This window comes from Maribellus maritimus, assembly GCF_022267315.1.
Classification (GTDB): Bacteria; Bacteroidota; Bacteroidia; order Bacteroidales; family Prolixibacteraceae; genus Draconibacterium; species Draconibacterium maritimum.
In genome coordinates, this window is record NZ_JAIKLE010000033.1 from 23331 (window position 1) to 46030 (window position 22700).

A 22700-nucleotide genomic window follows, 5' to 3' on the forward strand; every position below is an offset into this window, starting at 1 on the left:
TAGTGCGATCAAATTTAAACCACTTCACATGAATGATTTTTTTGATAATCGGCGGATCCTTAACTTAATCTGGAAACGCAAATTTCATTTTGTAATTGTAGGGCTGGTTGCCGTTGCTTTATCAGCCGTTTTTTCCGGACCAAAGTTTATAAAACCAAAATATAAATCAACAGCCCGCATCTATCCGACCAATATTTGGGTGCTAAGCAACGAGTCGGAAACCGAGCAAATGCTCGAAGTGGTAAACTCAAGAGACATTAAACTAAAAATGTTTGATGTTTTTCAGCTCGACAAAGTATATAAAATTAATCCGGAAGATCCGCATTACCTTACTTATATGCTTGATATTTACAATACCAATGTAAAAGCAGGAAAAACAGAGTATGAAACAGCTGAAATTCAGGTTCTTGATTGTGATCCTCAACGGGCTTCCGATATGTGTGATTCTATCATTTATTTCTACAACAAAAAAGTAGAAGAAATGCAGCGCATCAAAAATAAAGAGATGGTTGATATTTCAAAAAAGTGGCTCGACAGAAAATATAACGAGCTGGATTCTTTGATGTTGGTGCTCGACACATTAAAGAATAATTACGGTATCCTTGATTTTAAAACACAAACACCTGAACTTACACGCGGTTATATGAATGCCCTGGCTGCCGGAAGAGGCTCTGCCAGCGACACAAAAAAAATTGAAGAGTTATATTCTAATTTTGAAAAGGAGGGTACCAAAGCGCGATGGGTTGAATCGAGAATGGAGAATTTGGAAATGGTTATTGATTCTTTAACCGCGCAGTACGAGCTGTATTACAACGAATATGAGAAAGAGATAACATATTGTCATGTAGTTGAATATCCGGTTCCAGCGGATAAAAAATCGTATCCGGTTCGATGGCTTATTGTGGCATTTACTACCATCTCAGCAGTTTTCTTCTCTTTATTGGTTTTCTTACTACTTGATTACCGTAAAAAACAGTAATCGTGATTCGGAACCAGGCCATAAGAATTTCGCTTTTTTACATCATTTCAATTGCGTTTGTTCTTTTGAATTTATGGTTTGTGGTGAAAAAAGATATGCTGGTAGCCAATGCCTTGCCTGTTGTTTTTTGCATTTTGTTGCTGGCCATTTTTTCTTTTGATAAAATCGTATTCCTTATTGCCTTTTTTGCTCCGCTTTCATTGCCTCTTCATGAGATTGTTCCCGGTTTTAGTTTTGACATGTATTTACCTACAGAACTCTTATTATTCGGAGTTCTGGTTTTATTTATTTTAAAAATTCTCCATGAAAGAAGTTTTGATCGGAGAATTTTGTTCCATCCGGTTTCACTGGCGATAGCTGCAAATCTGTTATGGATTTTATTAACCAGTATAACGAGCACCATGCCGCTGGTTTCATTTAAATTTTTCTTGTCGAGAATATGGTTTATCGTGGGCTTGTATTTAATTGCAATAAAAATATTTAGCGAAGGGAAAAATATTGAACGTTATGTTTGGTTGTATATCATTTCCCTGTCGATTGTAGTATTTTACTCCACCTTCCGGCATTTGGGTTATGGTTTGTGGGACAAACAGGCAGCGCATTTTGTGGTTTCTCCGTTTTACAACGACCATACTTCTTACGGAGCTGTTTTGGCCATTTACCTGCCATTTTTGGCTCTTTTTGCGTTAAGGAAAAACTATTCAAAAAAAGTGAGGATTATTTCGATTGTATTTTTTGGAATTTTATTGCTTGGTTTTATTCTTTCTTACAGTCGTGCAGCCTGGCTGAGTATGGTTATTGCGCTGGGGGTGTGGGGAATCATTAAACTGAAAATCAGGTTTCGTACGATTTTAATAACTTTTATATCACTAATTACACTTTTTATTTTGTTTCAGAATCAGGTATTTATGAAGCTGGAACAAAATACAGAACAATCGTCGGCCAATTTTATGACCCATATTAATTCCATGACCAATATTACCTCCGATGCTTCAAACCTTGAACGGATAAACCGTTGGAGTTGTGCCATTCGAATGTTTGCTGACAAGCCTGTTCTTGGTTTTGGTCCCGGTACGTATATGTTTCAATATGCACCTTACCAGTTAAATAAGGACAGAACAATTATCAGTACCAATTCTGCCGACGGGGGAAATGCACACAGCGAGTATCTCGGGCCTCTTGCTGAATCGGGAGTTTTAGGACTATTAACGTTTTTACTTATCATAGGAACGGTAATTTATACGGCTGTTAAAACATATTCACGGCTTACCGACATTCGCCTGAAACAAATAGTATTAACTGCTCTTGTGGCATTAGTAACTTATTATATCCACGGTTTTCTGAATAATTTTCTCGACACAGATAAGCTTTCAGTTCCTTTTTGGGGTTTTACGGCAATGATTGTTTCGATCGATTTATTTTTAAGCCCGGGAAATCAGCCACAAAAAAATCCGGCCTAAGCAGACCGGATTAAAATATATATGGTAAACTTTTACTGTTTTACTCTTTCACTGTATGCGCGGTCGCTTGTGTTTACTTTAATTACATCTCCTTCGTTAATAAACATAGGAACCATAATTTCAGCGCCGGTTTCAACTGTCGCAGGTTTTAAAGCAGTAGAGCTGGCAGTGTTCCCTTTTTCTCCTTCAATGGTTTGTGTAATTTTTAATTCCACTTTTTCAGGCATTTCTGCAGTTAAAGGCATTTCTTCGTCTGCCTGAAACTGAATTTCAATAATTTCGCCTTCTTTCATCAGGTCATTGTTTTCTACCATTGATTCAGGAATGGAAATTTGCTCAAAAGTTTCGGTATTCATTACATTTAGTCCCATGTCATCGCGATACAAATATTGATATTGACGACGTTCAACACGCACGTCCTCAACTTTTACACCTGATGAAAATGTATTTTCAATAACCCTTCCGGTTTTTACATTTTTGAGTTTTGTACGAACAAAAGCAGGGCCTTTCCCTGGTTTTACGTGAAGGAATGAAACTATTGTATAAATATCACCTTTGAATTTGAAACATAAACCGTTTCTAAAATCTGCTGTTGTAGCCATTTGAATAATCTTTTAAAATCGGTGCAAAAATAAACAAATCGATTAAAAATCAATCCTTTCTGCAAATTTTTAAGATGTTTTTTTATTCCGCTTATTTGGTAACCTGTTCAACACCGTCTATTTTATAGCTTTTTAATATTGCCCGAAGTGCACCAACTTTCATGTCGAATTCAAGAAGTACAGGCATTTTGGTTTCTTTTGAAATAAAAAATTTCAAACCATCGGAACGTTTTAGCAGTTTCCCTTTGTCAACTACCGGGGCAAGCACAAAACAGTCAGTTTTTCCCATGTCAGTATCTACCCGGTCTTCTCCGAGGTATTTAACGGTAACATCGTCAATTTTATCGGCATGAAAGGTTGGAAGTGTTACGGTGTGTCCAACTTCAATTTCTTCAAACAAATGTTGATTGATAAAATAAAAAAATACAGATATGATATCGACCAGGTTTTCGGGGGCTTCACGCCAACCTGATTTTTGGCTGTTAAGTGAGTCAATATCGTGGTAAAAAAACGTTTCATTGTACCATTTGTATTTTCCTTCTTCTATGTTTCGGATTGATTTTAAAGGGAGACGTGTTTGTGCATCAACAGTAGTTTCATACACATCGTTCACTCCAAAAAGTTTGTCCGTCAGCCCGGTTGTTTTACCTACCAAAAAATAGTGGACTGCCTTTTCACCGTTAAAAGTAGTATCTGAAATAATCAATTTAGCTTCTCCTCCTTTTACAAAGCCGAATTTCAAATTAAATTTTATTTCTTCTTTCGACCCAAATGCCTGTGGCATGAGAAACAGAAATGAGAGTAATATGATGATGAATTTTTTCATTTTAAAATTTTATTCTTCGGAATGGTTGCTACAAAATTTTTTAAATAAAATGGTTCGAAATATGCAACGTCTTCAAATTCCTTTTTGTTGTACTTTTTTTCTGCTAAAAAAAGCATAAACCGTGCCGAAGTCTTCAGAGGCCCGTTAAACAAGGCGTTTGGATGGGAGAGGTGTTCTCTGCATTTTTGAGCTCCGTTGCCAAAAAACAATATTTTGTTTTCCTTTAGTTCCTCTGAAAATGAGTTCTCGTCGATAATTTGGGCGGAAACTGTTTGAACCGTTTGACCCGAGGATTTGTACAGGGCGGTGAAAACCTCCATTCTTCTGGCGTCTATCATCGGACAGAGTAATAAATCTTCGTCGTTATTTCCTTCAAAAAAACTTTCGATGTTTTGAGCTGTGAAAATACCCATTGAATCCAATGAACCAACTGAGATAAGAGGTTTATCAAGAGCATAACACAATCCTTTTGCTACGGAAACTCCAATTCGTAAACCTGTGTAAGAGCCCGGTCCTTTACTGACCGCAACAGCATCTATATCCCTCATGTTGAAATTGTTTTCTGTAAAAAGCTCTTCGATAAAAACTGTAAGTAATTCCGAGTGATTTAATCCTTCACGGCTCTCCTTTTCAAAAAGTAACTCACCGTTTTCTCCCAGCGCAACCGAACAAACCTCGGTTGAAGTTTCTATGTTTAATATTACAGCCATTAATGTGCAGTTTTGAAAAATGCAAAAATAGTAATAGTTTTTAAACCAGGTTTTTTGGTCTCTTTTTGAGTGTGTTAAAGTTTTTGAAATTTTCCGTTAATCACCAATCCATCAAGTTGCATTTTATGTGCAGAGTTAATAGCATCTCCTTCGGTATGAACAATGGGTTCTCCTTTTGAATTAAACGATGTGTTTATAAGCGCTTTCACGCCATAAATTTCATCCATATATTTTAATAGTTGATATAAAAAAGGATTGTCATTTTTTTCAAAAACGGTTTGGAAGCGCGCCGTCCCATCTGCATGGATTACACCTGCAACTTCATCGTGTTTTTCGGGAAGCACTTTAAAATCGAGGAGCATGTATTTCGAAAGTTGATGAATGATATTTTCGCCTGTAAAGTATTTTGTGTTTTTCTCCAGCGCAACCGGTGCAAGAGGCCGGTACCATTCCCGCTCTTTTTTTTCTACACTAATTTTTCTTGCGAGTTTTTTTGAATCGGGCAAAGCCAGAATACTACGGTTTCCAAGAGCCCGTGGACCGGCTTCTCCAAATCCGTTGCAAACCCCAACGATTTTGCCTTTGGAAATTTCCTTTGCAACTGTTTGAATGGTTTCGTCAGAAATGCAGGTATCGTAATTTTCAATTCCCCAATTGTTTAAAAAAGCAGAATGAGGTAAAACTTTCCCATGTTTTATCCATTCAGCAAAAGCGGCTGCACCCAATGCCAGACCTGAATCTTCAGTGCACGGAGGAATGTATACATTGCGAAAAAGATTGCTTTTAATAATCGCAGTGTTAGCAACAATATTTAAAGCAGAACCTCCGGTGTAGTAGAGGTTTTCAGCGCCGGTTCTTTCTTTTAATTTCTGGAGTTTCCTGAGAATTTTTTTTACAAATATTTGCTGTAAGGTCGCTGCTGTGTCACGAATAAATTTTGAATTCTGATCAAAAGATTTTAGCTCGATTCCCCAGTCAGTGAGTACTTTTTCAAAAAAAATTGAAGTTTTGCCCCAAATGTCCTGAAACAGATTATTTTCAATAAGCCATTTTTCAAGTTCGGGAAGGTAATTTCCCCAACCGGCAAAACCCATAAATTTTCCGGGAACAGAATTTTGTTCCGCCAGCTTTGCGCCAATTATCGAAAAAACGAGCGCATTGGCGTTATAAATAGTACTGTAAGGTTTTAAATCCCAGTGGTATTCCTCCCATTTTAGAATTCCTTTATTGAAAGTACAAGCCGAAAAATTGCTCAGGCTGGCTCCGCCATCAAAATGTACAAGCAGGCTGTTGTCTTTAAAATTTCCAAAAAATGGAAGGCATGAAAACATATGTGCCAGTTCATGATTTAAAACGCAGGCTTCTTTTTCTTTACCAAACCACCAGCATCTGCCTGGTTCGGGTTCGTAGGCAAGAAACTCCTTTAACGGAGCTTCAAAACGCGCATCTCCGTTTTGAGTTAGAAAAGCACGACCAACAACATTGTCAACAAAGACGATATCATAATCTTTTCCTAAAAGTTTTTTTTCTTTCAGAATTGATTTTAAATGGATATGAAGCGTATTGTCGCGTTTTCTTCGCGAAATTCTTTCCTGTTGCAAAAAATGAAGAACTTTTCCATTTTGCATAAGAGCAAGGTTATGGTCGTGAACATAAAACGGAAATTCATGGTTTTCACGATCTTGTATTCCGTAAATTGCTAAAGTTGGTTTTGAATTGTCCATCTTAAAATGCTGTTATTTGCAGGGAAAAGACAATCCCTATCAGTAAGTAAATCAAAAGCTCACCCCAAAACCTGCTTTTCAGAAAAACAAAAAAATTGGTTACCAAAAAGCAAATCGGTATCGCTAATATTACAAGCATTTCCTGCGAAACAGGAGGAACAAGAATAAATCCTGCTAACGAAAACAGAAAGATGAGAAGCAATACATTAAAATATTTTCTTGAGCTAACTTTTTTTGTATCATATTGCTGAATAAGCTTTGCAGAACCCAGAACAGTAAACAAAATAAGAAAAGCAAGAAAAAATTGCAGGTACAAATTCATTTTAAAATGATTATTGACGGAAATGATGTTTTGCTCAAATGTTTTGAGAAGTTCCATAACCTGTTCGGTAAAAACACCATAGCTAAGAGCAAAGAAGAATGGCATCAATAATCCGATAATATTGATTGTAAAATTTCTCCAGTTTGATTCTCTGCTTAAAATAGCTGTTCCGGCAAGAAAGGCAGGAAAAAGCAAAATAATGTCGAAATAGAACAAAGCACCAACCCCAAGGAAAAAGCCGGAATCGAAAGCTGCTGAGTAAGGACGCTGAACATCGAAGGCGCTAAATAGACGGTAGATGGCCAACAGTAAAAAAATAGCTGCAAAATATACCGGATGCAAGGTGTGTATGTCGGTTAAACCACCTATTATCAAAACAAAAAGTGGTGCCGGTAACATTGTCCTTATCCGAATAAATGCATACTGAGTATTTAACAACTGGATAAGAAAAGCCAGCAAAAGCACCAATACAAGCGATATAATACTTTCAGCAATTAAATTGTTTTCCAGAAATTCATGGATAGGCTTGTAGAGAATATTATCACTTTCTCCGTTGTAAAAAGAGTACACATATGGCTTCATCAGACTCGCACTCCAAAGAATGAGGCCAAACAGAGTTGTTAGCAGGTAATTTACTGGTCGATTTGATTTTAATATTTTTAGTATCATTTGTTATAGGTCGAAACCTAAATCTTTCCGGTAATATTTTTTGTCGAAGTGAATGACTTCGGCATTTTTATACGAAGTTTCCAGGGCCTCTTGCATTGAGTTGCCGTAAGAACTTATTGAGATAACCCGGCCTCCTGCAGTGACCACATTTCCGTTATCGGTTTTGGTACCTGCATGAAAAACAATACTGTTTTCTGCTTTATCGGTCCCCGAAATAATTTTCCCTTTTTCGTAACTTCCGGGATAGCCACCTGAAACGAGCATTACGGTTGCTGCTGTTCTTGTGTCGATCTCAATATTTTTATTGCTTAACGTTCCGGTTGCAGCACCTTCCAGTAAGTCAACAAAATCTGATTTTACACGCAACATTACCGCCTCTGTTTCCGGGTCACCCATCCTCACATTGTATTCAATTACATAAGGGGCTCCATATACATTAATAAGCCCGAAAAATATAAAGCCGTTGTATTCAATATTTTCTTTTTGAAGGCCATCAACAGTAGGCTGAATAATACTTTTTTCAACTTTCTCCATAAATTCGGGAGTTGCAAACGGAACCGGTGTAATTGCACCCATTCCGCCAGTGTTAAGACCGGTGTCTCCCTCTCCGATACGTTTGTAGTCTTTTGCTTCGGGTAGAATTTTATAATTTTTCCCATCGGTAATTACGAAAACCGATACTTCTACACCGCTTAAAAATTCTTCAATAACCACTTTTGCACTGGCCTCCCCAAACTGGCCGTCAAGCATTTCATTTAACGATTTTTCAGCTTCCTCCAACGAATCGATGATAAGCACACCTTTTCCGGCAGCCAGCCCGTCAGCCTTCAAAACATAAGGCGATTTCATTGTTTTTAGGAAGGCGATACCTTCTTTAATATTTCCGGGAGAAACAGTAAAGTATTTTGCTGTGGGAATGTTATATTTCAGCATAAAATCTTTCGCAAAATCTTTGCTGCCTTCCAACATCGCCCCCATTTTTTTCGGGCCAACTACTTTTAAGTTTTTTAATTCAGGCTGACTTGCAAAATAGTCGTGGATACCTTCAACAAGAGGAACCTCCGGGCCAACAACGACCAAGTCGATTTGATTGTCGAGTATCAGACTTTTTATTTCTGTAAAATCGCTAACGTTACCTTCCAGATTTGTTCCAATTTCAGATGTTCCTGCATTCCCTGGAACAAAAAACAGGTTTTCTACTTTGTCGCTTTGTTTAATCTTCCATCCTAACGCATGTTCCCGTCCTCCGGAACCAATCACCAAAATGTTCATCGAAAAATATTTTTGAAATTTATTCGTGAAGATAAGTTTTTATTTAGTCGTATTCAAAAAAACAACGTTGTGTAGAGGTTAACTTTTTAGCAATTTAATCAGACGACGCTGAAAAGTTTTTGTTCCAATATTTTGTATTAGCGATATAAGTTATTCCTTTTGGTGAGAAGATATTTCAGAAGATAAATTACCGACCCGATATAGGGAAACAGAATTACAACCATCAGCCAGAGAACACGATGTGTCTTTTTTTCGTTTTTCAATATTAATGCGATGGCTAAAATAATTAGAACGAGGTAGATAACAAAAACAACAATGTTTTGAGATGAGCCTGTTATTTTTTCCATTTTTTGATTTTTGAAGCAATTTAATTATTTCTGCTAACAAAATAAAAATGCCAGACCGACTGATTCCAATCTGGCATTTTTGGGTAAAATATCATACAAAATTAACTTGCGTTGTATCTTTCAAAATAAAGCTGAATGGTATCGGAAATCTTTTTTGAAAATTCTGTATCACCATCCATTCTTACCATCCGTTCCATTTTTTGGAGGTAGAAAATATTTCTCTGAATTTCTTCATTCACGTCCTGGGTATTTCTGATTTGCGGTTCAAGCGAAAGAAAGTAAGACAACTCGTTGTTGAAAACATCAAAAGCTGTTGTAACCATTTCTTTCCCCTTTTCGGAAGCGCCTGCAGCAAAATAGGTTTCGGCAAGTTCCATCGCAAAATATTCATATTGAACAATTTCGTTTGGAATCAATTCAAGGCTCCGGTCGATAACCGCAATTGCCGAGTCTTTTTTTCCTTCCTCAACCAACGCACGGGCAAGACGGTTAAAGGAGTTTCTTATGTTGGTCATCATCCTGGCATTGTTCTCATCGATATATATATCCGGGTCGTTCATGTTTCCGTATTCAAACTTGTTCATCAAATTATCGTACATGAGATTTGTTGCAACCCTTCCATACTGAATGGTTTGCGGCGAACTTTCTCCTTTTATCGGCACAAATCGATAGGCAAAACCTTCAACCTGGAAATAATTGTAAAGATTAAGATACTTGCTGCTTCCCACTGTTATTGCCCAGTAAATTGGTCGTTCCCAGTTGTTTGTGGCCAAAAGATCAAGAATCATCATTTCATCCTTCGAAATATAACTTCTGTTGGATAGATCGATGGTTATTGTATCAACGATCTTGTCGTAATCTTCAGGGCGAACCACATTGTTTTTGATTACCGCTTCTTTATCTATTTTAAAAGTGAGTATTTTTTTAGGAATATAAGCCGCGTTTTCGGCCTGCTGAAGTTTTGTCGCAGGATTATCGTCAGCAATAAAATTAATCGCTTCTTTAAGCCCGACAGTTTTTCTTGATATTCTTGGATTGTCAAAAATGTATATTAAATCTCTTGTTCCCTGGCGATATTGGTCAAGCGACATGGAAAACGGAACCGGGTCAGAATCATAGGCTTTTCTTTGCATTTGATCGATATACCAGTCGGTTTGCAGATAACTCAGGTTACAAACTCTTACGTCGGTGCGGACACCTTCAACGTCTTGGTTGTACCAGAGAGGGAAAGTATCATTGTCGCCGTTTGTAAAAATTATTCCTCCCGGTTGGCATGTTTTAAGGTAGTTTGCTCCCAAATCGCGGGCTGTATATCTTCCGGAACGGTCGTGATCGTCCCAGTTTTGGGCTGCCATAATTCCGGGGACCAGTATTAATGCCGCAACTCCTGCCACTCCAGCAGAAATATTTTCGGGAATGTATTTTTTTAACGCTTCATAAATTGCCAAAACCCCCAGCCCAATCCAAATGGTAAATGCATAAAATGACCCGGCGTAGGCGTAATCCCGTTCACGGGGTTGATGCGGATATTGGTTCAGGTATACTACAATGGCAAGGCCGGTCATAAAAAACAACAGAAAAACAAGCCATAGCCCTTCTTTGCCTTTCTTTCCTTTTTTGTATTGATAAATAATGCCGAGAATCCCCAAAATTAAAGGAAGGAAGTAGTATGTATTTCTCGCTTTATTATTCGCAAAACGAGCTGGCAAATCATCCTGATCACCTAAACGCATTTCGTCAATAAACTTAACTCCACTTAGCCAGTTTCCGTAAATTTTACTTCCGTGCCCCTGAATATCGTTTTGGCGACCGGCAAAATTCCACATAAAATACCGAAGATACATGTAATTTACCTGGTAGCGGAAAAAGAATTTCAGGTTTTCGCCAAATGTAGGTTTAATTACCGTTTCCATTTCGCCGCGTTCATTTCGGTATTGCATACGCGTTCCTTTTATATCCGCCCATTTTTGGTAATCTTCTGCATGAATTTCTTCCATTGAACTCCACATTCGTGGGAAGATTGTTTCAAAATTATCGTCGTAATTTGGGACTGGCTTATGATAAGTAACAGCATATTTCCCATCAATTTGTGAGTAAACAGGTTTCCCATCGGTAAAACGCTCTCCGGAATCGTAGGGAGAGTTGAAGTATTGACCGTAAAGCAATGGCCGCGCTCCATATTGTTCTCTGTTGAGGTAGCTCAGTAAGGAAAACGTATTGTTGGGACTGTTTTGATCCATTGGAGGTTGGGCATTCGAACGTATAATAATAAGCGCGAACGAAGAATAGCCTAATAAAATGACAGCAACACCAGTTAATATCGTATTCAAAAGCACTTTTTGCTTTTTGTAGGAATAATAGATTCCAAATGCCACGGCAGCCACAAGAGCGGTGATATAAAACAGAAGCCCTGAATGGTAAGGGAGTCCGAAGGTGTTTACAAACAACAACTCAAACCAGGACCCTACTGTTACTACTCCCGGAATAATTCCGTACATAATTCCAGCTAGTAAAACGAATGATACAATAGCAGCATAAATTACACCGTTTCGGGTTACGTCGTATTTTTTGAAATAATAGACAAAAGCAATTGCAGGAATGGCGAGCAGGTTTAAAAGGTGAACGCCCACAGAGAGGCCGATTATATAAGAAATAAGGATAAGCCATCGGTTTGCATTCGGTTGGTCTGCTACATTTTCCCATTTTAAAATAGCCCAAAAAACAATAGCTGTCATTAATGAAGAAGTTCCGTAGACCTCTCCTTCAACGGCCGAAAACCAAAAAGTATCTGAAAAAGTATAGGCCATTGCACCAACAAAACCACTGGCAACAATAGCGATTATTTGCCCAAGTGAAAATTCTCCTTCCGACTTAACAAGTTTTTTTGCCAGATGGGTAATTGTCCAAAACAAAAACATGATTGTAAATGCACTCGCAAGAGCCGACATAACATTTACCATAACTGCTGCATTTTGAGCACTTCCTCCAAACAAGGTGAAAAAGCGTCCCAAAATCATAAAAAATGGTGCTCCGGGCGGGTGACCAACTTCCATTTTAAACGATGTGGTAATAAATTCACCACAATCCCAAAAGCTTACTGTGGGTTCAATTGTCAGTAAATAAACAACGGCTGCGATAACAAAACTTATCCAGCCAAATGCGTTGTTAAACAAGGTATATTTCTTCATTTGCTACTTTTTTCTTTCAAAAATAAAGTCTGGAAAATTAACTGTTGCGAAGATAATTGTTTTGAACTAAAATGGATTATATGACAAGGATTTTAAGATTTTTTTAGATGGCATCGAGCCGGAATCCTAAAATAAATTCATGGACGTTTAGGCTTTTGTCATTAAATATTTTAGTGAAATCATAAGCGTAACCAACTCTGAATATTTGTGCAATATCAAATCCCAGGAATAGAGAGTGCAAATCATTAATATTTATATTGTTGTATCCTGCCCAAACAAAATTATCAAATTTTAAAAATATTCCCGGATAAAAATCTGTATAACCTTCATAAAAATCGACCATTATATTGGGTTCAATTGTAAGTTTGTTTTGAATATTAAAACGATAATTTCCAAGTACTGTAATAAAGTTTGATGCGTAATCAACGCTGTAATTATAAGCTTCGGTTGCATTGGTTTCTTCCAACTCAAAGTACCTCACCGTACTAAGTCCAATATCAAATTTGGGCGAGTTGTAAAATAATCCGATTCCGGTTTTGAGCTGTTTATTTATAAAGTCTTCATAAAAATTACCGGTATAAACTCCATATCCCCAGTATCCCTCATATTCGTTTGAATTGTAATCGTTTTCATATGGACCATATGAACCATAAAGTTCATATTGTGAAAGTTCACTTTTGTATTTTTGCAAGCCGAAGGAGAGGCCACCATTCAAAATCCCATTTTTAAACGGGAATGAATATGCATAACTCATTTCCAATTGATTTGCTTTCTCTTTACCCATTTGGGTGTTAGTATACATAATACCAACTGAGCCTGTCTCAGGTGAAATTTGGTAGTCGGCTCCCATTGCCCATCCGGTAGGTCCTTTTTCGTCGCCGGAAGTTAGTTTATTCAAGTTGGTAAAAAGGTAGTTTCCAAAAATCCAATCAGAGGGTGTTCCAATTGCTGCAGGATTCTTAACTGATATTCCTTGCCAGTACACACCTTCCTGCGCATAAATAGTTGTTAAAAATAACAGGTTGTAAATCAAAAAGGCGATTAGATATTTTCCCTTAGAATGTTTGCGGTTAAATCTTTTCATTGTGAATATAAGTTGGTAGAGTAAAGATATTTTTTTTGTTTAGTTGCAATTTAGATTAGCATAATTCCGGTAACTATTCTTCCGGTATCGACACCTTCTTTTCGGGCAGAAAAATATTTTTCAGTTTTTGTAAAAGTGCATTCTTCTGCTATACTAATATTTTTGGTTTTTAGCCCACAGCTTAGAAGAAGCAGTCGGTTGGCTTCCCATAAATTAAAATGGAATTTTCCGTTTAAACTTTTGTGTAAGGTTTCTCCATACCGGGGGGTGTTCTTTTGCGCTGCTTCAACTACTTCTTTCCCTACCTCATATACTTCCGGGCCGATTGACGGACCAATGACCGCCAAAATATTTTCAGGTTTTGATTTGTAATTTGCCTGCATCTTTTGGATGGCAATATCAACGATTTTTTTAACTGTGCCCCGCCAACCTGCATGAATTGCAGATATTACATTTTCAACCGGGTCGAAAAGTAAAACAGGTACACAATCTGCTGTTTGCACGCACAAACAAATATTTTTCTTATTGGTCAGCAAAGCATCGGTCTCTTTAATTTCTTTTTTAGGTTTTTCTGAAAGTTTTGCCACACAACTGGTATGTGTTTGCCTTGGGAAAACCAATTGAGAGGGGTTTATTTCCAGAATTGAAGCAAGTTGTTCCCGGTTTTCGATAAATATTTCCGGTGTGTCTCCTGTAAATCTAGGGGCAGGGTGGGCAAACGTTTTTTTTACGGTTGTAAAGGCCACCAGGTTTTTGTGCGGTTTAAATATTGGGTAAAAAATAAGCCTGTTATCCATTTATCAGTAATTCATTCAATTTTTCTTTGTTGAGCAAAGTAACTGTTTTCCGTTCAATCTTTATAAGTCCTTCCTTTTGCATTTCTCCAAAAATGCGGGCCAGAGAAGGACGGGTTACACCAAAAAGGTCGGCCAGTTGCTGTTGTGTGTTTTTTAATTCAATCGAATGAAATTTGTCTTCAGCTCTTGTTAAAAGAAAATGAGCTACTTTTTCACGAATGGTTTTAAAGCTCAGGAAATGTAATTTTTGCGAGAGAAACTGTGTTCGCGTTGAAATACTGTTCAGGTAGTTTTTTAAAACCTGAGTATTCATTTGAAGAACTTTTAAAAACTCAGGAACCGGAATAGCCAGTATTTTTAAATCGACAAGCGCGGTTACTGTCACAGGGAATTTATTTTCCTTCCCAAATAAAAAGGCAGAAGCCAAAGGTTTTGATGCCTCTACATCTTCAATTTTTATTGTTTTCCCGGAGTAATCGATCATTTCGCCTTTTACACTTCCTGACAGCAAGATGTAAAGATTCTGAACCGTGTCTCCCGCATAAGCTACTATTTCTTCTTTGTTGAATCTTTTAATCTGAAAGTGGATTTTATTTAATAACTCCATGATTTCGTTTTCTGAGATTCCGCGAAAAACAGGGCATTGACTAATTAAACTGAAATCTGCTAATTGTTGCATTTTGTATCAATTGTTACAAAATCAGAAACGCCACCACTCTACTTTTGTTGTATAAAATAGAAAACTATGTTACGTGAGATTGTAAAAATAGACGAAGAACTTTGTAACGGTTGCGGCCTGTGTGTGCCGAACTGTCATGAAGGAGCGCTACAAATAATAGATGGGAAGGCGAGATTGGTTAGTGAGTTGATGTGTGATGGTCTTGGCGCCTGTATCGGACATTGTCCGGAGGGCGCCATTACAATTGAAAAACGTGAAGCCGATGAATACGACGAGGAAGTTGTAATTGCTCAGATGATAAAAAGCGGAAAGGCGACTGTTTTTGCCCACCTGAAGCATTTGCAGGAACATGGTGAAACCGGGTATCTGAATCAGGCTTTGAATTATATAAAGGCAAATCGTGAAAGGATGCCGTTTCAGATTCGCGAGGTTCACGAACTTCTTCATGGAAATAAGGAACAAAGGCATGAACATCAGGAAGGTGCCGGTTGTGGCTGTGCCGGTTCTGCATCGAAAACGTTTAATGTTGCAGGAATGAAGATGGCAACACCGGAGACTGAAATCCCTTCTGCATTAACCCAATGGCCGGTACAAATGCATCTGATTAATCCGGCTGCATCTTATTTTCAGGGAGCAGATCTGTTGGTGGCGGCAGATTGTGCCGGGTTTGCCTATGGTAATTTTCATAACGATTTTATTAAAGGGAAAAAGCTCGTAATTGCCTGTCCGAAACTGGATCATGGTAAAGATATTTATATTCAAAAGCTTACACATCTAATTGATAATGCACGGGTTAACACAATAACGGTTGTGATTATGGAAGTTCCCTGCTGCGGCGGATTATCGCAGATGATTCAGATAGCCGCGCAAAGCGCATCGCGCAAGGTGCCAATTAAAGAAGTGGTTATCAGTATCAGGGGAGATGTACTTTCAGAAGAGTGGATTTAAATATAAAAAGAGTTGAGGAACTTTACACTTAGATTTTAAAAATCAATAAAAACTATAAAAATGAGTATGTTTTGTTTTCAATGCCAGGAAGCAGCTAAAGGCATTGGTTGTACAATTAAGGGAGTTTGCGGGAAAACCAGTGATGTTGCCAATTTACAGGATACTTTATTGTTTGTTCTAAAGGGAATAAGTTGGTACAATGAAAAGTTGAGAGTGCAAAAATTAAATCTGGCAAAAGTCGACAAGTTTGTTTTTGACGGTCTTTTTAGTACGATAACCAATGCGAATTTTGATAAAGAGAGTTTCAGTAAAAGAATAATAAAAGCTTTGCAACTGCGTAGCGAATTACATTCGCGTTGTCTGGCTGCCAATATTCAACTTCCTAAAAGTCTTCCTGATTTTGCCGCCTGGAATGGCTCAACAGTGGAAGAATTTGAATATAAAGCGAAAGAAGTTGGAATTTTGAGTACAGAAAATGAAGATATTCGTTCGTTACGGGAATTGGTTATATATGGAGTGAAAGGTTTGGCCGCTTATGCAGAACATGCCTGGAACCTGGGTAAAAGTAATGATGACATCTTTGCTTTTATGCAACGAGCGTTGGTTGCAACAACCGAAGATTTGGCTGTTGACGAGTTGGTCACACTTACACTTGAAACCGGAAAATACGGTGTCGAGGTTATGGCCTTGCTGGACGCTGCAAATACTGAAACATACGGAAACCCAGAAGCAACAAAAGTAAATATTGGTGTTCGGAATAATCCTGCTATTTTAATTTCCGGGCACGATTTGAAAGATATGGAAGATCTTCTTCAGCAAACAGAAGGAACAGGAGTGGATGTTTATACACACAGCGAGATGCTGCCTGCACATTATTACCCTGCTTTCAAAAAATATGACCATTTAGTGGGAAACTATGGAAATGCCTGGTGGAAACAAACTGAAGAATTTGAACGTTTTAACGGACCAATATTATTTACTACAAATTGTATTGTTCCTCCTAAAAGTAATGCGGGTTATACTGAGCGGATTTATACAACCGGGGCGTCAGGGCTCGAAGGCGCTATTCACATTGCAGATCGGAAAGACGGGAAAACGAAGGATTTTAGCAAAATTATTGAACATGCTAAAAGATGTGAAACACCTGAACAAATTGAGAGTGGCGAAATTACAGGAGGTTTTGCACATGCCCAGGTTTTTGCATTGGCCGATAAAATTGTAGACGCTGTAAAATCAGGAGCGATTAGAAAATTCTTTGTGATGGCTGGCTGCGACGGGCGGATAAAAAGCCGGGATTATTACACGCAGTTTGCAGAACAGTTACCTGCTGACACCGTGATTCTTACGGCGGGATGTGCAAAGTATCGTTATAACAAACTACCACTTGGAGATATCGGCGGAATCCCTCGGGTAATTGATGCTGGACAATGTAACGATTCTTATTCATTGGCTGTAATTGCTCTGAAATTGAAAGAGGTATTTGAATTAAATGATATAAATGATCTCCCAATTGCATATAATATTGCATGGTACGAGCAAAAGGCAGTGATCGTATTGTTGGCTCTGCTGTCGTTGGGTGTAAAGAATATTCACCTTGGACCAACACTGCCCGCATTCCTTTCGCCAAATGTAGCAAATGTTTTGATTGAAAATTTTGGTATTGGTGGAATCACGGAAGTTGAACGGGATTTAGAAATGTTTTTAGAAACCAGTGTATCATAGTAGAATTTTATCGTAAGTTAATGTTTTGTTAGGACGGAGAGAATAGTTTAATTTACAAATACACTAAAGCAGAAAGATAGCTCTGTTGTATTCATTTGAATTTTATTTATGACATTTGGTTTTATAAGTGGTATCTGTTTTTGAACGGGTACCACTTTTCTGATTATGAATTTATTACAATATTGGTTCACTTCGATTTGTGTATTAAAGTCAATATGTTTACCTATTTGAAGAGTGATGGGTGTTAAGTCTATAACAGGAGTGTTTTTTTTGTAATTTACAGGGATAACGCTGTCCGTTTGTTGGAAAAAATGTCCCAAAACAAGACTAAGTATATATTTTTTATTTATTCTAAATTAAAAGAAGAATATTTTTAACTCGTTGTATATAAATACTTAAATGTGTTTTTTTTAGAATAAATAGTTATAAATTAGAATTTTATAGTTAAATAGGTGCACATTTTTTTTTGTCCGGTATATTTTTTATTCGTAACTTTTTTTCGTGAACTAAAAATTTGGCAGTTAAATAATCGAAAGTGTTACAAAAATGTGAGTGACTGTAGGGATACCTCTGTTTTGAAATAAAATGTTTAAAGGAAATAAAGAGAAAAAAGTGAAATCAGAAAATTTTAGAATTGTAAGCACGATTTATTATAATAATTTATAGATTCTAAAATTTTTTAGAATTGTATTAATAAGGATAAAAAAAAGCCAACCTATTCCAATTAAGATCCAACCTAAGCTCCCATAAAATCCCAATATTTTAAGTTGTGATAATCCTCAAGAAAAGCGTGATCATGTTCAAATGATTATGTAAAGGGCGAAGTATTGTTATGATTTACTGCATTCAAGTAAGTTAATATTAGAATTAATTGTAAGCTACCATACACATACGGTTGTTATAAACTAAACTGAATGAGTATGTTTCAGTTATCTATTTATACAGTTGTAACTATAAAAAAAATTGAAAAATGATTAGACGTAGATTCTCTGAATTTGAAATTCACAAGATTCTTCAGCAGTATGAAGAAGGAGCCTCTGTTCAAGATATTATTGAAGAACATGGGATTAGCCAGGCAACATTTTATAACTGGCGGGCAAAGTACGGTCGTATTTCATCCAACGACATTTTGAAACTAAATAAACTGAAAGAAGACAACGAGCGCTTGAAGCGAATGTTTGCTGAAATTAGTTTAGAAAATGAATCGTTAAAGGCACAGCTGAAAAAGAGGGATTGACATTAATTATATAAACAATATCCTGAGTTATTTGTCCTTGATAATTGTGTTGTTAGAAAGAAATAAAAAATAAGGTAGTTATGATTCTTAAAAAACCTGAATATGCTTGGTATGCTATATATACTAAAGTAAACAGCGAAAAGAAAATCTACAAAAACCTGCAGGAACAAAAAATTGAGAGCTATTTGCCGCTTCGGAAATCTCTTAGACAGTGGAGTGACAGAAAAAAATGGATTGAAGAACCATTGTTTCGATGTTATTTATTCGTGAGGGTTAGTTATAAAGAATTTTTTGATGTTCTTTCTTTACCTGGGGTGGTATGTTATATTAGTTTTGGAGGAAAACCCCAATCAATACCTGATTACCAAATAAATAATATCAAGACATTGGTAAGGCAAGATAATATTGACATCACAGTGTCAAAAGAAAAATTAAGGCCAGGATATAAGGCAGAAGTATTGGTCGGGCCTCTTAAAGGTTTGAAAGGAGAGATTGTGGAAATCTCCGGACAGTACAGAATCTTGATTCGTATCGAAACGATGGGACTCGGTTTACATGCGAATATCTCTAAAGACGAAGTTAAAATACTTGAACCTGAATCTGGCACCGATGAAGAAGAAGGCGGATACCAATATCATTCTCAGGTTTCAACAAAAAGAAAGTTTAATAATATATCTGTTCAATAATCAGTTATATAATCAAATTCAAAACTGGTTTGTAAAATAAAGTTTTTGAATTTCGTTGTATGAAGTAATTTCCCTAATCAGGAAATTTTCTTCTCTCCCCCAAAGAATATTTTATTAAAATCAAATAATTTTATGAAAGCAGTAATATTGGCTGGCGGGTTCGGTACCCGAATCAGCGAAGAGACAGGTGTCCGTCCAAAACCAATGGTAGAGATCGGAGACAAACCCATTTTATGGCATATCATGAAGATATATTCACATTATGGGATCAACGATTTTATAATTTGTTGTGGTTACAAAGGCTACATCATTAAAGAATATTTCTCAAACTATTTTCTACATAGTTCCGACGTAACTTTCGACATGAAAAACAACAATATGAAAGTTCACAATATGAATTCCGAGCCATGGAATGTGACACTCGTTGATACAGGCGAGAACACAATGACAGGGGGACGTTTGAAAAGAGTGAAAGATTATATTGGAGATGAAACGTTTTGTTTAACCTATGGTGATGGAGTAAGTGATGTTAACATCGACGAGTTGATCATGTTTCACAAAAATCACGGGAAACTGGCGACTCTCACATCTGTGAGACAACACGGAAGATTTGGCGTTTTTACACTCCATGGTGGAGAAACGCAAATCAATTATTTTAAAGAAAAACCCAAAGGAGATGAAGATGGGACAGCATGGATAAACGGAGGATTTTTTGTTCTTGAACCGGGTGTAATGGACTATATTGATGGCGATTCCACTGTTTTTGAAAAAGGGCCTTTGGAAAAACTTGCAGAAGGTGGCAACCTGTTTGCTTATAAACACGATAGCTTTTGGCAGCCAATGGATACATTAAGAGATAAAAATGTTTTGGAAGGTTTGTGGGAAGCAGGGAAAGCACCGTGGAAGGTTTGGTGAATACAGCATTTATGCTGAATGAAAATCGAAAATTTCACAATTATCTTTAGCTAAAATCATATTATAATCCCAAATAATTTTTTTAAATCCCAAAAAATAGAATTATGAAAATATTAATTACCGGTAACATGGGTTATGTAGGCCCAGGCGTAGTGAGTCAGCTGCGCGAAACTTATCCTCATGCAGAATTAATTGGTTTTGACATCGCTTTTTTTGCTCATTGTTTAACCAACCCTCCCTTTTTACCAGAAAGAAAGTTGGATAAACAAATTTTTGGCGACGTAAGATATTTTGATCCCGAAATTCTGAATGATATAGATTCCATCGTTTATTTAGCGGCTATTTCAAATGATCCAATGGGAAACAAATTTGAAGAGGTTACCATGGATGTGAATTATCGATCGGCCATCCGTATGGCGAAAATTGGAAAAGAAAAAGGTGTCAGCTCGTTTGTTTTCGCATCCAGTTGCAGTGTGTACGGAGCTGCCGAAGGAAGTGCAAAAGTGGAATCAGATACTTTAAATCCTTTAACGGCATATGCCCGATCTAAAATTGCGGCAGAGGAAGATCTTCTTAAAATTGCCGACGACGGATTTACGGTTACTTGTTTGCGCTTTGCAACAGCCTGTGGTTTTAGCAACCGGCTGCGTCTTGATTTAGTACTAAATGATTTTGTTGCAGGGGCAGTTTCTTCAAAACGAATTGATATTTTAAGTGACGGAACACCCTGGCGTCCTCTAATAAATGTGCTTGATATGGCAAGAGCAATTGATTGGGCCGTTACAAGAGACGCTGATAACGGAGGTGAATTTTTAGCTGTTAACGCCGGGACCAACTCATGGAACTACCAGGTAAAAGAATTGGCCGAGGCTGTAGCGGAAGTAGTTGAAGGTTGTAAGGTTACGATAAACCAGGATGCTCCGCCGGATAAACGCTCATACAAAGTAAATTTTGATCTGTTTAAAAAACTTGCACCAAATCACCAGCCCATTTTTGATCTGGAAACAAGTATACGTAGTTTATACGAGAATTTAAATACGATGGGCTTTAACGATCCTGATTTTAGAGAGTCTTCATTTATTCGTTTAAAAGTTTTGAACAAACTTCAAACTGAAAGCTTTCTTGACGACAATTTAAGCTGGAAATGGCAAAATATACCAACGCTATCAGAACAATATTAGAATTTAGTATTTAAAGTTCCACAAAGAGATTTCCAAATCCATTCTTATTAATCCTATGAAATACGATATAACAATTATTGGTGGAGGTATTGTTGGACTTGCTACCGGGTTAAAATTGAAGGAAGAATATCCTGACCTAAAAATTATTATCCTGGAAAAGGAAGATAAAATTGCGCGCCATCAGACAGGAAATAACAGTGGTGTTATACACGCCGGTGTTTATTATAAACCCGGAAGTTTAAAAGCATTGAACTGCAGAAATGGCTATCAACAGCTTCTTGATTTTTGTGACAGAGAGAATGTAAAGTATGATTTATGTGGAAAGCTGATCGTTGCAACAGGAAAAGAGGAGCTTCTTCGTCTGGAGAATCTTTTTCAAAGGGGCAAGGAAAATGGCCTGGACAAAATCAAAAAGATAAGCGGAGAGCAAATCAGAGAGTATGAGCCTCATGCGACAGGAATTGCGGCAATTCACGTTCCTTATACCGGAATAATCGATTATAAAGAAGTGAGCAGTAAGTATGCCGAGATTTTCACCCAACGATTTGGTGGGGAGATTGCGTTAAACAGCAAGGTAACCAATATTAAAATCGATAAAGGTGAGGTAAACGTATTTACACCGGAAAAGCATTTCTCTTCAAAACTTTTGGTGAACACAGCCGGTTTGTATAGTGATAAAGTTGCCGCGATGACTCAAAAGAACCTTGATATAAGGATTATTCCGTTTAGGGGCGAATATACCGAGTTAACAGAAGAAAAGAGTTATCTGGTAAAGAATCTAATTTATCCGGTTCCGGATCCAAAATTTCCATTTTTGGGTGTGCATTTCACCCGAATGATTCATGGAGGAATTGAAGCCGGTCCTAACGCTGTTTGGGCCTTTAAACGTGAGGGGTACCATAAAAGTTCTTTTAAGTACGATGAATTTATGGAATCATTGGTTTGGCCAGGTTTCAGAAAAGTAATGAAACAATACTGGAAAATGGGAATGGGTGAATTTTATCGCTCTTATAGCAAAGCCGCACTGGTTAGAGCTTTGCAACGTCTGGTCCCGGAAGTTCAATCTGATGATTTAAAAACCGGAGGAGCTGGAGTCAGGGCACAGGCATGTAATCGTAACGGTGGCTTGGTTGACGACTTTTTGATTGATGAGGATCAATATGTATTAAATGTATTAAACGCTCCCTCGCCTGCTGCAACAGCATCGTTGGCAATTGGTGAAACGATTGCAAAGAGGGTATCAACGAAAATTCAAAACAAGACTTCTTTGGGTTACTTCCAGGAAAAACTTCGCGTTTAAAGTTGGTCGAATCATGATTTAAAAACAAAAATTATAAAAATGCTTTAGCCGT

Annotated in this window: 20 protein-coding genes; 9 read left to right on the top strand and 11 right to left on the bottom strand. The window is 37.3% G+C overall.

The window, feature by feature from the left end; genetic code table 11:
- The first annotated feature begins 28 nt into the window (after positions 1 to 28).
- A complete protein-coding gene (locus tag K5G00_RS22500; protein WP_238768716.1) occupies positions 29 to 979 on the top strand; it encodes a Wzz/FepE/Etk N-terminal domain-containing protein in 951 nt (316 codons plus the stop codon).
- A 2-nt stretch (positions 980 to 981) separates the two neighbouring features.
- Positions 982 to 2439 carry an O-antigen ligase family protein gene (locus K5G00_RS22505; protein WP_238768717.1) on the top strand — a complete coding sequence of 486 codons (1458 nt, stop codon included), beginning with the start codon at positions 982 to 984 and terminating at the stop codon, positions 2437 to 2439.
- A 32-nt stretch (positions 2440 to 2471) separates the two neighbouring features.
- Here K5G00_RS22505 and efp read toward each other — a convergent pair whose 3' ends face one another.
- The 11 genes from efp to K5G00_RS22560 all read right to left on the bottom strand — a co-directional run bounded on the left by efp (position 2472) and on the right by K5G00_RS22560 (position 14659).
- A complete protein-coding gene (gene efp / locus K5G00_RS22510; RefSeq protein WP_158865585.1) occupies positions 2472 to 3041 on the bottom strand; it encodes an elongation factor P in 570 nt (189 codons plus the stop codon).
- A 91-nt stretch (positions 3042 to 3132) separates the two neighbouring features.
- The gene (locus tag K5G00_RS22515) at positions 3133 to 3867 is read right to left on the bottom strand and encodes a DUF3108 domain-containing protein (RefSeq protein ID WP_238768719.1); all 735 of its coding nucleotides are present in this window, start codon (positions 3865 to 3867) and stop codon (positions 3133 to 3135) included.
- Positions 3864 to 4577 carry a tRNA (adenosine(37)-N6)-threonylcarbamoyltransferase complex dimerization subunit type 1 TsaB gene (gene tsaB, locus K5G00_RS22520; RefSeq protein ID WP_238768721.1) on the bottom strand — a complete coding sequence of 238 codons (714 nt, stop codon included), beginning with the start codon at positions 4575 to 4577 and terminating at the stop codon, positions 3864 to 3866. The genes K5G00_RS22515 and tsaB overlap by 4 nt, the downstream gene beginning before the upstream one ends.
- A gap of 74 nt (positions 4578 to 4651) precedes the next feature.
- On the bottom strand, positions 4652 to 6301 hold the full coding sequence (locus K5G00_RS22525) for a carbamoyltransferase C-terminal domain-containing protein (RefSeq protein ID WP_238768723.1): 1650 nt from the start codon (positions 6299 to 6301) through the stop codon (positions 4652 to 4654).
- A gap of 1 nt (position 6302) precedes the next feature.
- A complete protein-coding gene (locus K5G00_RS22530) occupies positions 6303 to 7292 on the bottom strand; it encodes a DUF6427 family protein (protein WP_238768724.1) in 990 nt (329 codons plus the stop codon).
- Positions 7293 to 7295: 3 nt separating this feature from the next.
- Entirely contained in the window at positions 7296 to 8564 is a 1269-nt protein-coding gene (gene purD, locus K5G00_RS22535) for a phosphoribosylamine--glycine ligase (protein WP_238768725.1), read from the bottom strand.
- A 137-nt stretch (positions 8565 to 8701) separates the two neighbouring features.
- Positions 8702 to 8911 (bottom strand): PLDc N-terminal domain-containing protein, encoded by a 210-nt coding sequence (locus tag K5G00_RS22540; RefSeq protein ID WP_158865573.1) that lies wholly within the window; start codon positions 8909 to 8911, stop codon positions 8702 to 8704.
- A 101-nt stretch (positions 8912 to 9012) separates the two neighbouring features.
- Positions 9013 to 12099 (bottom strand): DUF2723 domain-containing protein, encoded by a 3087-nt coding sequence (locus tag K5G00_RS22545; RefSeq protein ID WP_238768727.1) that lies wholly within the window; start codon positions 12097 to 12099, stop codon positions 9013 to 9015.
- 103 nt (positions 12100 to 12202) lie between these two features.
- Positions 12203 to 13183, bottom strand: coding sequence for a type IX secretion system membrane protein PorP/SprF (locus tag K5G00_RS22550; protein ID WP_238768729.1), 981 nt, complete (start codon positions 13181 to 13183; stop codon positions 12203 to 12205).
- Between the two features lie 50 nt (positions 13184 to 13233).
- Positions 13234 to 13980 (bottom strand): peptidoglycan editing factor PgeF, encoded by a 747-nt coding sequence (pgeF, locus tag K5G00_RS22555; protein ID WP_238768730.1) that lies wholly within the window; start codon positions 13978 to 13980, stop codon positions 13234 to 13236.
- Positions 13973 to 14659, bottom strand: coding sequence for a Crp/Fnr family transcriptional regulator (locus K5G00_RS22560; protein ID WP_158865563.1), 687 nt, complete (start codon positions 14657 to 14659; stop codon positions 13973 to 13975). The genes pgeF and K5G00_RS22560 overlap by 8 nt, the downstream gene beginning before the upstream one ends.
- A gap of 66 nt (positions 14660 to 14725) precedes the next feature.
- On the opposite strand from K5G00_RS22560, the gene K5G00_RS22565 reads away from it, so the two are divergent.
- From K5G00_RS22565 to lhgO, 7 genes are all read left to right on the top strand, one after another.
- Positions 14726 to 15607, top strand: coding sequence for an ATP-binding protein (locus tag K5G00_RS22565; RefSeq protein ID WP_238768732.1), 882 nt, complete (start codon positions 14726 to 14728; stop codon positions 15605 to 15607).
- Positions 15608 to 15667: 60 nt separating this feature from the next.
- The gene (gene hcp, locus K5G00_RS22570; RefSeq protein WP_238768734.1) at positions 15668 to 17329 is read left to right on the top strand and encodes a hydroxylamine reductase; all 1662 of its coding nucleotides are present in this window, start codon (positions 15668 to 15670) and stop codon (positions 17327 to 17329) included.
- Between the two features lie 970 nt (positions 17330 to 18299).
- Complete coding sequence (locus K5G00_RS22575; RefSeq protein ID WP_158865557.1) at positions 18300 to 18566, top strand: transposase; 267 nt, start codon at positions 18300 to 18302, stop codon at positions 18564 to 18566.
- An 80-nt stretch (positions 18567 to 18646) separates the two neighbouring features.
- Positions 18647 to 19252, top strand: a complete 606-nt coding sequence (locus K5G00_RS22580) for a UpxY family transcription antiterminator (RefSeq protein WP_238768735.1) — start codon at positions 18647 to 18649, stop codon at positions 19250 to 19252.
- A gap of 132 nt (positions 19253 to 19384) precedes the next feature.
- A complete protein-coding gene (gene rfbF, locus K5G00_RS22585) occupies positions 19385 to 20167 on the top strand; it encodes a glucose-1-phosphate cytidylyltransferase (protein WP_238768737.1) in 783 nt (260 codons plus the stop codon).
- A gap of 104 nt (positions 20168 to 20271) precedes the next feature.
- Positions 20272 to 21348, top strand: a complete 1077-nt coding sequence (locus K5G00_RS22590; RefSeq protein WP_238768739.1) for an NAD-dependent epimerase/dehydratase family protein — start codon at positions 20272 to 20274, stop codon at positions 21346 to 21348.
- Positions 21349 to 21403: 55 nt separating this feature from the next.
- Positions 21404 to 22648, top strand: coding sequence for an L-2-hydroxyglutarate oxidase (lhgO, locus tag K5G00_RS22595; protein WP_238768740.1), 1245 nt, complete (start codon positions 21404 to 21406; stop codon positions 22646 to 22648).
- Positions 22649 to 22700 lie beyond the last annotated feature (52 nt).